Annotated in this window: 10 protein-coding genes; 5 read left to right on the plus strand and 5 right to left on the minus strand. The window is 68.9% G+C overall.

The window, feature by feature from the left end; translation table 11 throughout:
• Window positions 1–270 precede the first annotated feature (270 nt).
• The 5 genes from AB0B90_RS25090 to AB0B90_RS25110 all read left to right on the plus strand — a co-directional run bounded on the left by AB0B90_RS25090 (window position 271) and on the right by AB0B90_RS25110 (window position 7,269).
• Entirely contained in the window at window positions 271–2,373 is a 2,103-nt protein-coding gene (locus AB0B90_RS25090; RefSeq protein WP_350945892.1) for a BTAD domain-containing putative transcriptional regulator, read from the plus strand.
• Window positions 2,374–2,930: 557 nt separating this feature from the next.
• Window positions 2,931–4,322, plus strand: coding sequence for an aspartate aminotransferase family protein (locus AB0B90_RS25095; RefSeq protein ID WP_350945891.1), 1,392 nt, complete (start codon window positions 2,931–2,933; stop codon window positions 4,320–4,322).
• The gene (locus AB0B90_RS25100) at window positions 4,304–5,344 is read left to right on the plus strand and encodes an NAD-dependent epimerase/dehydratase family protein (protein ID WP_362925050.1); all 1,041 of its coding nucleotides are present in this window, start codon (window positions 4,304–4,306) and stop codon (window positions 5,342–5,344) included. Before AB0B90_RS25095 ends, AB0B90_RS25100 begins: the two co-directional genes overlap by 19 nt.
• A 66-nt stretch (window positions 5,345–5,410) precedes the next feature.
• Window positions 5,411–6,325, plus strand: coding sequence for a UbiA prenyltransferase family protein (locus AB0B90_RS25105; protein WP_350945889.1), 915 nt, complete (start codon window positions 5,411–5,413; stop codon window positions 6,323–6,325).
• Window positions 6,326–6,387: 62 nt separating this feature from the next.
• Window positions 6,388–7,269 (plus strand): BTAD domain-containing putative transcriptional regulator, encoded by an 882-nt coding sequence (locus AB0B90_RS25110; RefSeq protein WP_350945888.1) that lies wholly within the window; start codon window positions 6,388–6,390, stop codon window positions 7,267–7,269.
• A gap of 54 nt (window positions 7,270–7,323) precedes the next feature.
• Here the strand turns inward: AB0B90_RS25110 and AB0B90_RS25115 are convergent, their stop codons facing one another.
• The 5 genes from AB0B90_RS25115 to AB0B90_RS25135 all read right to left on the minus strand — a co-directional run bounded on the left by AB0B90_RS25115 (window position 7,324) and on the right by AB0B90_RS25135 (window position 13,017).
• Window positions 7,324–8,472, minus strand: a complete 1,149-nt coding sequence (locus tag AB0B90_RS25115) for an endonuclease/exonuclease/phosphatase family protein (RefSeq protein WP_350945887.1) — start codon at window positions 8,470–8,472, stop codon at window positions 7,324–7,326.
• 235 nt (window positions 8,473–8,707) lie between these two features.
• On the minus strand, window positions 8,708–9,742 hold the full coding sequence (locus tag AB0B90_RS25120; protein ID WP_362925053.1) for a glycosyltransferase family 2 protein: 1,035 nt from the start codon (window positions 9,740–9,742) through the stop codon (window positions 8,708–8,710).
• A gap of 3 nt (window positions 9,743–9,745) precedes the next feature.
• Entirely contained in the window at window positions 9,746–10,777 is a 1,032-nt protein-coding gene (locus AB0B90_RS25125; protein ID WP_350945885.1) for a glycosyltransferase, read from the minus strand.
• A gap of 99 nt (window positions 10,778–10,876) precedes the next feature.
• A complete protein-coding gene (locus AB0B90_RS25130; protein WP_362925056.1) occupies window positions 10,877–11,884 on the minus strand; it encodes a lysylphosphatidylglycerol synthase domain-containing protein in 1,008 nt (335 codons plus the stop codon).
• A gap of 47 nt (window positions 11,885–11,931) precedes the next feature.
• Window positions 11,932–13,017, minus strand: a complete 1,086-nt coding sequence (locus AB0B90_RS25135) for a glycosyltransferase family A protein (protein WP_350945883.1) — start codon at window positions 13,015–13,017, stop codon at window positions 11,932–11,934.
• Between the last annotated feature and the right edge of the window lie 11 nt (window positions 13,018–13,028).

Here is a 13,028-nt window from a genome sequence, read left to right on the forward strand (position 1 = left end):
CGCGTCCGGGACCCGCGCCGTGGCGCACCCTCTGACGATGCGCGACGCCCTGGTCAGGGCGGCCGGTCAGGGATGATCACACACACGGCGAGGACCGTCGCACCGGAGCGTGAGCGTTCGGGCGCGCCTGCCGCGTAATCTTTTTCTTCCCTTCAGGTGAGTACCCTCCGAAGGTTAGAGCCCACGATCATGAATCGCTATGTAAAAACGGATTTATACGCATTTGTACGGTTCATGTTGGCGCATGGTATCCGCTGAAGAGTGATGCCGATGGATTTCAAGATTCTCGGGCCGATCGAAGTGCGGGCGGCCAACGGGCAACCGATCACCCTCGGGAGACGCAAACAGCGGGTGCTGCTCGCCGCCTTGCTCCTCAATGCCGGCAAGGCGATCCCCACCCATCGAATGCTCGACTGGTTGTGGGGGGAACAGGCTCCCGCCAACGCCGAGTCGAACCTCTACACCTATATCTCCGCGCTGCGCCGGGTGCTCGGTTCGCCTTCCCGGATCGAGGCGGGCTCCAACGGGTACGTGCTCCGGGTCGCCCCCGATGAAATAGACGTGAGATTGTTCGAGGAACTCGCCGCCCAAGGGCGTCTGATGTTATCCAAAGGGCGAAATGACGTCGCGCTCGAACGGTACACCCGGGCCTTGGGTCTGTGGCGCGCCGAGGCGGTTCTGGAAGGGCTTTCCCTGCCCGAACCGTTGCGAGGCGAGGCGGCACGGCTGGAACGGCTGAGAACGATCGTCGTGGACGCCTCGCTGGAGGCCCGCCTCGCGCTGGGCCAGCATGGCGAGGTGCTTCCCGATCTGGAGGCGCTGACTCGCAGGGATCCGCTGAACGAACGACTCCGCGCGCAGCTCATGCTCGCCCTGTACCGTTCCGGCCGCCGAGCCGACGCGCTCGTGGTGTACCAGCACGCGCGGGAGATGCTCGCCGCGGAACTGGGTGTCGATCCCGGCCCCGAACTGGTCCGTATGCATCGGCAGATCCTCGCCGACGACTCCGCGCTGGCGGCGCCGTCACCGTCGGTCGCCGTCCGCCGGGTTTTCGCCCCGGCGGAGCTCCCGATCGCCTCGGCCGCCTTCACCGGGCGTGCCTCCGAGGTCTCCTGGTTACGGACGGCGCTCACCTCGGCGGCCCCTGGCCGTATCGTCGTCTCCGCGGTCGCCGGAGCGGCGGGGATCGGCAAGTCGGCGTTCGCCGTACACGTCGCCCACCAGATCGCGGAGCGGTTCCCCGACGGGCAGCTCTACGTGAACCTGCACGGCTCCACCCCCGACGTCAAACCACTGCATCCGGCCGAGGTCCTCGCCCGCCTCCTGCGCTCCCTCGGTGGCGACGACGTGGCCGTCCCGACCGACGTGGACGAGGCGTCCGCCCGATTCCGCTCGCTGACCGACGGCAGACACCTGCTGTTCCTGTTCGACAACGCTCGCGACGCGGAGCAGGTACGGCCGTTGCTGCCCGCCAGCCCCACCTGCCGCGTGCTGATCACCGCTCGGAGGATGCTGACCTCTCTGGACACCGTCGCGCATCTCCGCCTCGGCGTCATGGCCAAGGACGAGATGACCACCCTGCTGAGCCGCCTGATCGGCGGCGAGCGCGTCGCGGCCGACCCACGGGCGGCGCGCGTGATCGTACGGCTCTGCGGCGGCCTGCCGTTGGCGATCAGGATCGCCGCCGCCCGGCTGGTGGCGCGGCCGGACCTGTCGCTGCGAGGGCTCGCCGACCGCCTCGCGGTCGAGGATCATCGCCTCTCCGAACTGCAGGCCGACGACCGGGCGGTCCGGGCCTGTTTCATGGTGAGTTACCGCGCCCTGGAGGCCGAGCACTCCCGCCTGTTCCGGCTGCTGGGCCTGCTCGGTGGATCCGACATCAGCGTCGCGGTCGCCGCGGCGCTGGCCGATCGCTCGGAGGAACAGACCGCGGACCTCCTGGATCATCTCGCGGACGCCCAGCTCCTCGAGGTGCGCGACGCCGGCCGATATCGCATGCACGACCTGCTCTGCCTGTTCGCCCGCGAGCGCACCCGGCAGGAGGAGACCGAGGAGGAGCAGGTGCAGGCCATGAGGCGGGCGCTTCACAGCTCCCTCGTCATCGCCTGCACCCTCGGTGACGTGCGCCACCGACGGGCCAGGAAAGATGCCAAGTTCGGCCACCTGGCACTCGGCCGCTTCAGCATGTCGCCCGACGACTGCACCATCGATCCCCGATGGCTCAACGCCAAGATGGCCGACCTGATCTCCACCGCGCGACAGGCGCCCGGCGCGGCGGGGGACGTCACCGGCCTGTCGACCGTCCACGGCGCCGCTTCGCGCCGGCCGCCGTGGCGATGGGAAATGAGCGATCGAAACCGGCGAGGGATCTGACGCGGCGGAAACAATCCTCGTCTCCAGCCGCCGTAATCACATAATCTGACGCGCCGGAAACCATTCTCCATGCGTCCGCGGGGGGCGCGGATTCAACGCGCGTTAAATCATTCCCAATCCCTCTCACCGTAAATATCGGATTCGGCGTGTCCGAAATCATCGCCACATCTGCGTAATGAGGCAGGGGATTCGAAAGGCGAATCCCCTGGATCACGTGCCGCACCGCTTTTTCGCACCCATGTCTCATCGAGCGACGCGTCGACCTACACAAACTTGTGTGGTGCGAGGTATAGCAACATTCATCACCATTAGCGACATCTCTCTCGTCTTCTCACATCTCTAGAGAGAAGGCCGGCATCTTGCACAGGAAGCTCCGGGGGTTGATCGATGACAGCGGTGGCACCACCGCGGGCACTCGACGGACACCCGCCTCGCGACGATCGCCATCCTCGAACCGAACTCATCCGTGACGCCAGAAGCTGAAAGTTTCAGAAAAACGCCAGGAAAGGGCGGACGTGTCGGAGTTAATCGGCATCGATGAGTGTGAAAACCTTACCGTGAAGCAGGTCCAGAACCTCTACGGGAAGTACGTCAGCCGCAGCCAGGTCAACCTCATGACCTCCTTCGGCTTCGGCCGCGAACTCGCCGAACGCGCCGAGGGCGCCTGGATCTGGACCCGTGACGGCCGCCGGATCCTCGACGTCACCGGAGGGGTCGGCGTACTCAACCACGGCCACAACCACCCGCGCATCCTGGCCGCCCGCCGCCGGTTCGCCGAGCGAGGGCGCATGGAGGTCCACAAGGCGTTCTTCTCGCCCTACGTGGCCGCCCTGAGCCACAACGTGGCCACGCTGCTGCCGGGCGACCTGAACATCTCCTACTTTCCGAACTCGGGCGCCGAGGCGAACGAGGGCGCCATCAAGATGGCGTACAAGTATCACGGCGGGCGGCGTAACACCATCCTGCGGTCCGACATCAGCTTCCACGGCAAGACCCTCGGCGCGGGGAGTCTGACCGGATCCTCGGAGAACTCGTTCCGGTTCCCCGGGCTTCCCGGCATCGTCATCCACCCCTACGGCGACCTCGCGTCCGTACGGGCGGCGGTCGACGCCGCGCGCACCCCCGACGGGAAATGCGACGTCTACGCGATCATGGTCGAGCCCTTCAGCGCTTCGAGCATGCGTTCCTGGTCGGAGGCCGACCTGCACGGGCTGCGACGGCTCTGCGACGAGCACGACATCATCCTCATCTTCGACGAGGTGTACACCGGATGGGGTAAGACCGGCAGCCTCTTCTACTTCATGCGATATCCGGGCCTGCTGCCGGACATCCTCGCCTACTCGAAATCGCTCGGCGGCGGGAAGGCGTCGATCGCCGGGTACACCGCCCGAGAGCCCATCTTCCGCAAGGCCTACGACCGGCTCTCCGACGTCATCCTGCACAGCACCACCTACTACGGGTTCGGCGAGGAGACCGCCACCGCGATCGAGGCGATCAACGTGATCGTCGAGGAGGACTATCCCGCGCGGGCCAGGCAGATCGAGCGCGTCCTGGGCCCCGGACTGGAGAACATCCAGAAGCGCTATCCGGAGGTGGTCGGCCAGGTGACCGGTACCGGGGCGCTGTGGGGGGTGTTCCTGACCGGCGGCCCCAAGGTGCTCGACCTCGCCGGCAAGCTGGCCCCGGGCTTCTCCGGCGATCCGAACTTCCGCACCAAGCTGATCACCCTCTCGGTGATCGCGGAACTCTACCGCGAGCACGACATCGTGTCGTACTACAGCCCGAACGTCGAGAACCCGCTCGTCGTCGCGCCGACCCTCGCCATCGAGCCCGACGACCTCGAGTACTTCCTGGAGAGCCTCGACAAGACCCTGGCCAAGGGCCTGCCTCGACTGCTCGCCAGGTTCGTACGAGAGAAGGTGGGGTCACGGTGGCCTATCGGGTCGTAGTGACCGGCAGCGCCGGAATGCTCGGCGGCAACCTGGTCCGGCGGCTCGTACTCGCGGGCCACGAGGTGATCGGCGTGGACCTGCGCCCGCCCTCGGAACCGGACCCCGGATACGGCCACCGGGTCGGCGACGTACGGGACGTCTCGCTGATGACCGAGGCGATGTCCGGAGCGGACGCGGTCGTGCACTGCGCCGGCGCGCTGCCGAGCTATCCGGCGGAGCAGATCCACAGCCTGATCGTCGGCGGCACCCACAGCGTGCTGGAGGCCGCGCGCCGGGCCGGGGTGGAAAGAACGGTCCACATCTCCTCCACCGCCGTGTACGGGCTCCCGAAACTGGTGCCCACCCCCGAGGAGCATCCGCGCGAGCCCGTCGACCCCTACACCAGGGCCAAGACCGAGGCGGAGGAACTCGCCGACAAGTACCGGGCCGGCGGAATGTGCGTGCCGATCCTGCGCCCCAAGACCTTCCTCGGTCCCGGCCGGATGGGCCTGTTCGCGATGCTCTTCGAATGGGCCGAGGAGGGCCGGAACTTCCCGGTCCTCGGCCGCGGGGACGTACGCATCCAGATGCTCGCCATAGAGGACCTGGTGGATGCCGTGGCCGACGTCCTGACGGTGCCGACCGACATCGCGAACGACACCTACAATCTCGCGGCGGCGGAGTTCGGCACGCTGCGAGAGGACTTCCAGGCGGTACTCGACACGGCCGGTCACGGAAAACGCGTCGTGTCGCTGCCCGTCCGGCCGGCCCTGACCGGGCTCCGGCTACTGGAAAGGACCCGGCTGTCACCGGTGTACGGACGGCTGGTGCACAAACTGCTCGCCGACTCCTACGTCAGCATCGACAAGGCCGGGGAGCGGCTCGGTTTCCGCCCCCGGCTGTCCAACCGGGACGCGATTCTCCGCACATACGCCTGGTGGCGGGAGAATCGCGGCGCCGGCTCGCCTCGGGGCGCCGGCCAGACCAGCCGCGACGCGTGGCGGCAGGGCGCGCTGTCCCTGGCGAAAGTGTTCTTCTGAAGTGACGGGGAAAGCATGTACGTCGTCGAATCGGCAGACATCCCAGAGCTCCCACAGCCCCGGGAGGTGGCACCGGAAGAGGCAGCGAAGGCCCGTCCACACCTGGTCACGGACCTCTTCAGGCTGATACGGCCGTCGCACGCGGCCAAGGCGATCCTCCTCGTGCCGATCGCGCTCGTCGACACCTCCCTGTGGAGCCTCACCGCGTTGGGTGAGATCGTCCTGGCCACGGTCGCGTTCATCCTCGCCTCCGCCGCCGTCTACGTCGGCAACGACATCGCCGACCGGCACCGTGACGCGCACCACCCCGTCAAGCGTCACCGTCCGGTCGCGGCCGGCCGCGTGGGGATCAGGCTCGCGTACGTCTACTGCGCCATCCTGCTCGGGCTGCTCGGCGCCATCGTCGGGCTCACCCCGGGCCCTTACTGGCCGATCCTCGCCTACCTCGTGATCAACATCGCGTACAGCGGCTTTCTCAAACACGTACCGCTGGTCGACGTGGGCACGATAGCCGTCTGTTTCGTCCTCCGGGTCATCCAGGGATACGAGGTGACCGGAGGGCGGGCCGCCGCCTGGTTACTGGTCACGGTGTTCTCGATCTCCCTGCTGCTCCTCATCGGCAAGCGGCGTCAGGAACTGAAGAGCGGCGCCGCGCACCGCCCGGCACTCCGCGGCTACTCGATGGAGCTGACCAACTGGCTGTTGCAGATCGCCTCGGTGCTCGCCCTGCTGTCCGGCCTCATCTACCTGCGCGACGAAGGCCCGTTCGGCCCGCAGTACGGCCAGACGGCGATGCTGCTGTCCACCCCCTTCGCGCTCTTCGCCCTCTTTCGCTACCTGCAGATCCAGCTGATAGACGACGACGGTGGCGACCCGGTCCGGATCCTGCTTCGGGACCGGGTCATGGTCGCCAACTCGGTGCTGTGGGCCGCCACCCTGGGTGTGACGCTCCTGCTCGCCCACCATCTCGTCCCGTTGTGAGAACGACGTTGTGAAAGCGGCGTCGTGAAAGCGGCGCGGTGAAAGCGACACGGAAGGAAAGAATGGAAGTCCGCATACTGGGTCCGGTCGAGGTGACCGTCGACGGCCGGCGTGTTCCCCTGGGACCACCGCAACGACGTGCGGTGCTGGCCGCCCTCGCGGTCGACGTCAATCATCCCGTGTCACTTCCGACGTTGATCGACCGGGTCTGGAATCTCCCGCCGGACCGGGCGACGGATTCGCTGTACGCCCACATCGCACGCCTGCGGCAGGCACTGACGGGATCCGCGGTCTCCATCGAGCGCCGCGGCGGCGGCTACGTGCTGGAGGCCGACCCGGAGCGGGTGGACGCCCACCGGTTCCACCGGCTCGCGAAGCAGGCGCAGACCCATGCGCACGACGACTCCGTCCGGGTCGCACTGCTCGCCGAGGCGATGGAGCTGTGGCGCGGCTCGCCGCTGACCGGCATCTCGGGAGACTGGGCCTCCCGGATGCGTTACAGCATCGAGCAGCAGTTCGTCGGCGCCGTCGTCACCTGGGCGCACGCGCACCTGCGGCTGGGACGACCTGACACGGTCGTGACCGAGCTCACCCCCCTCGTTCCCCGCTACCCGCTCGTGGAACCGCTCGCGAGCATGCTGATGCGCGCACTGTGCGCCCTGGGACGCACCGCGGAGGCGGTGGCCCAGTACGCGCTCCTGCGCGGGTATCTGGCCGACCACCTGGGCATCGAGCCGGGGCCTGAGCTGCGCGCGTTGCACCAGGAGATCCTGCGAGGCGATCACGATCAGCCGGTCTGGGCGGCCGGGGAGGTGGTCCTGGCCGGTGCCGACCACGGCGGTTTCGGCTGGGCGCCCCTCGGGAAACCACCGCGCGCCGAATCGCTGAGCTGGACCCGTCCCACGGCCCACCTGCCCGACCGGGTGCTGTCCCGGAGGCCCTGACCGTTCTTCCCCGGTTCTTCTGAGAATCCCCGTTTCCTGGCGATTCCTCCCGGGTCAACCGCTCGTCGAGACGACCAGGCGCTGCCCGCTGTGGTCGGAAAGACCGTTCGACCGCATCAGCTCGTACCGGTGCACGGTGACGTCCGGTGTGGTGAACGCCCAGTCGATCCGCCACAGCGGCCGGCGGTCGTCCCAGGAGGTGGGGTAGAGCGATCCGAGCACCGGGGTGGCGTCGACGAGCCGGTCCGGCAGCAGGCGCAGGATGCCCATCGCCGGTGAGGCGTTGAAGTCCCCGGCCAGCAGGATCGGGTGCGGATTCCGCTCGACGTCGGCCGCGAGCGCGCGGAGGTTGGCCTGCCGCCGCTCGTGCTGGGTCCGGTTGAGGCGGCGGGGATCCGGCCCCCGGGGGAACGCGTGGACGGGCGAGTTGATGTGCGTGTTGTAGAGCGAGACGGTCTTTCCGCCGTCCCCGCCGACGCGTACGTCCGTGCGCAGCGTCTTCACCGTGGAGAAATCCGGCAGACCCGGGTCGGGAGGTATGGCCTTGTCGCGTTCCTCCGACAGCCACGGGCGCAGGTCGATCCCCGACCGCAGGACGATCGGGAACCGGGAGACCGTGACCAGTTCGCTCGCCGCGGCGATGTGATAGCCGGGGAACTCCCGGCGCAGCCTGTCCAGGTCGTCCACCCGGATCGCCTTCGAGTCCTGGCCGAAGTAGACGTACTCCTGCAGGAGATACACGTCCGCCTTCTGGTCGTGCAGATACCGGTAGAAGTCGGCGATGTCACGTGGCGGAGTGCCGGTGGGCGGCGGCATCGCCGCCCCGTTCTCGGGCCGCTGGTCCCAATAGAACGTGTTCCAGGAGAACACCGTGATCGCGTCCGGCGGCGCGGGTGGGGGCCGGTGCCACAGGGCCGCGAGGTTGAGCCCGCTCCCGCCTCCGCCGAGCACCAGGGAGGCGAGCGTCACCGCCGCGATCCATCCCCGTGCCCGGCGCGCCGGCAGGGCCACCGCGAGCAGCAGGACCGGGACGACCGCGAAGGCGAGCGGCGGCACGAGCTCGGGAACCTGCCACCACCACACCCGGCCGGACAGCACGCGATGGAGCACCACGAACACCAGCCAGGCGACCGGCGCGGACAGCAGCGGCCAGGTCCTCCAGCGCGACCGCCACGCGGGCCGGGACCCGGCGGTCGCTGTCACGACCCGCGTATCGGTCATCGACGGTGACCGGGTCCGGAACGTGCGCGTGGCGCGGTCGTCGCGGTCGTCATGGGTGCCGCGGACATCGCGGGCGTCGCGAGCACCACAGGCGTCGCGAGCACCACGGGCGTCGTGAGCGGCGCGGACGTCATGGACGTCGTGAGCGGCGCGGACACCATGAACGGCGAGGACGTCGCGGATGTCATGAACGTCATGGGCGGGAACGGGCGAGCCGTCATGTCGTCGCCTCCCCGGTCGCCGATGGCCGCACGAGCAGCTCGGAATCGTAGAGCCGGCGGAACCTGGCGGAGCAGAACCACTGCGCGACTCCGGCCACCACCCCGGCGGCGATGGTCACGTTCACCACGAAATGCACCGTACCGTAGTAGAGCAGGAACAGCGGGCCGCGCCGCCGCAGCACGAACCGGTACATGCCGAGGTCCGCCAGGATCGACACGGCGAGGGCGAGGACCGGCAACACGGCACCGGCCGGACCGAGCGCCACCGCCGGCAGTGTGACCACCGCCGCCAGGGCGGCGAGACTTCCACCGGCCCGGTTCGAGGTCTCGAACCCGCGGGCGAAGCGCTTGCGCCGCGCGTACAGCGGCACCCGGGCGCGCCCCCGCCGGAACAGCTTGCGCAGCAACGTGAACAGCCGGTCGTCGTGGTCGTGCCGGGACCGCATCGCCGTGGTGAGCACCATGTCGTACCGCTGGGTGAGACGGTGGCCGTAATCGACCTCCTCGGTCTCGCGCAACCGGGTGTTGAACGGCCCGACCTCGTCGAACACACTGCGGCGCATCGCGACCAGCGCCGGGAAGAGAAACGAGATGGGCCCCTCGGAGCTCGCCGTCCAGTAGTAGTACTGCAGCGCCCGATACTCCTCGACGAGGCTGTCGCGGATCAGCGGCTCCGGGTCGTGGATGCTGCACACCGCCCCGAGCCGCGGATTCTCCGCGAGCATGCCCACCGCCACCTCGACGGCATCGGGATAGGCGGCCACGTCGGAGTCGACGAACACCAGGATCTCGCCACGGGTGCGGGCGGCGCCGAGGTTACGCGCGCCGGCCACCCCCATGTTGCGCCCGGTGTGGACGACCCGGACACCGAGCCGTTCCGCGACCGCGACGGAGTCGTCGGTGCTGCCGTCGTCCACCATGATCAGCTCGATGGGCCGGTAGGTCTGCTCCCTCATGGCGCGCAGGCAGAGCTCCAGTGAGGCCGCGTAGTTGTAGTTGGGCACCACCACCGATACCAGCGGGCGGGTCATCGCTCACGCCCCCATCGCCGGCGCGGACGGGTTCGGCATGTCGTAGGTGCGCCGGAACCGGCTGGACAGCAGGCACTGCGCGACGCCGACGAACACCGCCACCGCGACGGTGACGTTCACCAGGAAGTGGATCGCGGTGAAGTAAACGGTGAACGCCGCACCGGCGTAGCGCCAGACGAAACGGTACATCCCCAGGTCGGACGCGATGGAGCCGATCAGCAGCACGATCGGCACGAGCGCCCAGAGCGGGCCGAACAGCACCGGCAGCACCACGGTGACCACCGCGAACAGGGCGGCGAGCGAACCCCAGCCGCGGCTGCTGTTGGTCGGGCCGCCGTTGAAGTCCGGTCGGCGAAGGTACAGCGGGATGTGCAGACGCGCGCGGTGGAAGAACTTCGACAGCACCACGCTCAGCCGGTCGTCGTGGTCGTGCGCGCCCCTGATCGTGGTGTCCAGCACGATGCGGTAGCGCTGGGTGATCCGGTGGCCGTAGTCGGCGTTCTCACTGTGGCGCAACGCCGGGTTGAGCGGACCCACCTCGTGGAAGACCCTTGTCCACATCGCGAAGATCGCCGAATAGATCGTGGTGATGTCGCCCGCGTCACCGGAGATCCAGTAGTGCAGTTGAAGGCTGCGGTACCGCTCCACGCGGCTGTCGGGGATCAACGGCTCGGGCTCGTACGTGCCGCACACCACCCCCAGCGTGGGATCGGAGGTGAGCAGCGCCACCGCGTTCCCGACCGTGTCCGGGGTGAGCGCCACATCCGAGTCGAGGAAGAACAGCACCTCCCCGCGTGCGTGCAGGACGCCGAGGTTGCGCGCCGCCGGCGCCCCGATGTTGGTGTCGGTGACCACCACCCGCACCCCGTGCCGGCGGGCCGTCTCCACCGAGTCGTCGGTGCTGCGGTCGTCGACGACGATCACTTCGATGTGCGGATAGTCCTGCCGCTCCAGCGCGCTCAGGCACAGGTCCAGTGTGCGGGCGTAGTTGTAGTTCGGCACGATGACCGAGACCAGCGGTCGCTGCTCATCCATGGTCGATGCCCCCTTCGGGTCGGCGGGCGTCCGTCGGCCGGGAGGGGACCCGCCCGGCGGACGCTCGCGCGCATTCGTGTCTTCCGATGCTTGACATGGCTACTTGTCTCCCGCCGGTGCCGCTGCCGCTCCGGCCTCCGTCGCCGACTCCGTCGCCTGCTCTGTCACCCGCTCCGGTTCCGGTTCCGCCGGAGCGGCCGGAGCGCGCCTGATGGCGACCTCGGCCACCGCCAGCGCCGCCGCTCCCAAGGCCACCTCGCCGACCGTGGAGACCAGCCGGCTCGCCACCGCCACCACCGCGGCGGCCGGCGCGGGCAGCACCACCGTCAGGGCGGCGGTCAGCACCGCCTCGCGGACACCGATCCCGTCGGGCAGCACGACCGTCAGCATTCCGACCGTCGTGGCCAGGGTGAACGCGCCCACGCACAGTCCCAGGGACCGCACGGGGTCGGCCCCCATCGCGACCGCGAGCAGCCACAGGTGCAGGCCGGTGACCGTCCACGACACCGCCTGCGAGACGACGGCCAGCCGTATCCCACGTGCCGACGCCGACCTGGTCGGGTCCGGCCGGCGCAGCAACCGCAGCAGCAGGTGCGCGCCGTGGTTGACCAGTTGCGGTCGTACCAGCACGACCACGACCAGCACCGTCGCCGCCGCCACCAGCCATACCACCTGGGTGCCGAGCATGTGCACGCCCGCGAGCAGCCCGATCGTGAGCCCGGTCAGCAGGACGAGGCTCATGCTCAGCGCCGCCGTGCTCATCAACCGCCCGAAACCGACGCCGTTGGCCGTGGCCACCTTGGTCGCGGCGATCAGGCCCGGCACCTTCCCCGGCACGTACTTGCTGAGGAACGTCACGAAGAAGACGCGCGCCACCCGTGGTTCGCTCACCGGCGGGCCGAGCTCGAACAGCACCGCCCGCCACGCCAGATAGCCGAATCCCAGCCCGACCATGCTGATCAGCAACGCACCGGCGAGCAGGAGGCCGATCCGCCCGCCGTCGCTCCCGGCGAGCATGACCGAGACCACGCTCCAGTCCTGCCCGGCCAGTGCCGTCGCCACCGCGCCCACCAGGACCAGGGCGAACGCCGCCATCAAGGCGCGCACGAGTGCGCGAGGCGGACGCCACGACGGGCGCCACGACCGGATCACGCTCACTCGGGCGCACCGGCCGAGGAGACCGTGGTCAGGCCGGTCTTGGCCGGGTGCCCCTGGCGGCGGAGCAGCTCGAAGACGAGCCGTGGCAGCCCCGCGCCGGCTCCGAGGAAGAACGCCGTGTGATAGCAGAACTGCATCGAGGCCATGAGCAGCGCGAAGCCCGCGCCCCGGTAGCGGTAGGAGTATCGGAGGAAGTCACGGTTCACCGTCACGAACGCCGCCAGCAGCAGCGCGAGCACCAGGAGCAGCCACGGCGCGAGGAGGACGAACGGCAGCGTGAACAGGCTCAGCGCCGCCGAGACGGAGGAGATCCGTGGCGGCAGGCGGCGGGTGCGCGGTTCCGGCCCGATCATGTCCAGCCGGAATCCGATCGTGTCGTCGTCGTACAGCCGCCGTGCCCTCAACATGATCACCGGCAGGGTGCTGGCCCTGACGAACCGCTCCCACATGCACTCCCAGAACCGGTCGACATCGTCCGCCCTGGTGACCACGGTCGCGGTCACCACCAGCCGGTACTTGGACGGCACCCGGTTGCCGAACTCGAAGTCCTCACCGTCGCGCAACCGCTCGTCCAGCCCGCCCGCCTCGCGGAAGACCGTGCGCGGGATCAGCGAGTTGGACAGGAACGTGGACACCGCCCGCTGGCGGTCGAAGTGCTCGGAGAAGACGCGGTAGCGCTCCACCGGGCCGTCGTCGAAGAGCGGCTCCTTGTCGTAGATCCCCTGGACCATGCCGCAGTCGGGCGTGTCCCGATAGGCGCGCACCGCGTTCTGTACGGCGTCCGGAGCCAGCGCCGTGTCGGAGTCCACGAAGAAGAGCAGGGGCGAGCCGCTGGCGTCCACCCCGGCGTTGCGCGCCGCCGAGGGCCCCCGGTTGCTCGGCAGTTCGATGATCGTGCACGGGAACTCCCGCGCGATCTCCAACGAGCCGTCCGTGCTGCGATCGTCGACCACGATCACCTCGGCCGGGGGGTGGGTCTGCGCGTAGACCGCCTCCAGGCAGGCTCGGAGGGTCTTCTTCTTGTTGTAGTTCGGCACGATGACCGCGACGTCCTCGGGCCGCGCCGTCGCCGGTTCCGTCATCTGAACTCCTT

Source organism: Streptosporangium sp. NPDC049078 (assembly GCF_040648855.1).
GTDB lineage: Bacteria > Actinomycetota > Actinomycetes > Streptosporangiales > Streptosporangiaceae > Streptosporangium.

Excerpts from the sequence above, each read along its gene's own strand:
- AB0B90_RS25090 (WP_350945892.1), top strand. The coding sequence starts at position 271 with ATGGATTTCAAGATTCTCGGGCCGATCGAAGTGCGGGCGGCCAACGGG.
- AB0B90_RS25135 (WP_350945883.1), bottom strand. The coding sequence starts at position 13,017 with ATGACGGAACCGGCGACGGCGCGGCCCGAGGACGTCGCGGTCATCGTG.
- AB0B90_RS25125 (WP_350945885.1), bottom strand. The coding sequence starts at position 10,777 with ATGGATGAGCAGCGACCGCTGGTCTCGGTCATCGTGCCGAACTACAAC.
- AB0B90_RS25110 (WP_350945888.1), top strand. The coding sequence starts at position 6,388 with ATGGAAGTCCGCATACTGGGTCCGGTCGAGGTGACCGTCGACGGCCGG.
- AB0B90_RS25120 (WP_362925053.1), bottom strand. The coding sequence starts at position 9,742 with ATGACCCGCCCGCTGGTATCGGTGGTGGTGCCCAACTACAACTACGCG.